Source organism: Mesorhizobium sp. M4B.F.Ca.ET.143.01.1.1 (assembly GCF_004792275.1).
In the GTDB taxonomy this organism is placed as follows: Bacteria; Pseudomonadota; Alphaproteobacteria; order Rhizobiales; family Rhizobiaceae; genus Mesorhizobium; species Mesorhizobium abyssinicae.
In genome coordinates this window covers 1-345 of the sequence record NZ_SRSR01000187.1, presented here as the reverse complement: position 1 = coordinate 345, position 345 = coordinate 1, and the positions used below count along the sequence as shown (strand labels likewise).

The 345-nt window shown below is 69.9% G+C and carries 1 protein-coding gene; it reads right to left on the bottom strand.

Annotated features, from left to right (window positions below):
- Positions 1–345, bottom strand: a 345-nt coding sequence (locus EN786_RS36555) for a pyridoxal-phosphate dependent enzyme (RefSeq protein WP_135910120.1), incomplete at both ends; no start/stop codon positions are given.

The following is a 345-nucleotide window of genomic DNA, read 5'->3' as shown; positions in this document are numbered from 1 at the left end:
CGCGCCCCGCGCCATCGAGACACCGATGACTTTGGTGCCCGGGCTCACACCCTTGACGGCCGCAGCCACGCCGGATGCGAGCCCGCCGCCGGAGAGCGGCACCAGCACGCTTGCTGCGTCCGGAACCTGCTCCATGATCTCCAGTCCGAGCGTGCCTTGCCCGGCGACGATGTCGGGATGGTCGAAGGGCGGCAGCATGACCAGCCCCTCTTCGGCCACCAGCCTGTCGACTTCCTGCTGGGCGTCGTCCTGGCTGTTGCCGACGATGCGCACATCGGCGCCGAGGCGGCGGATGGCGTCGAGCTTGTTCCCGGGCACCAGCCTCGACATGCAGATCACCGCGCG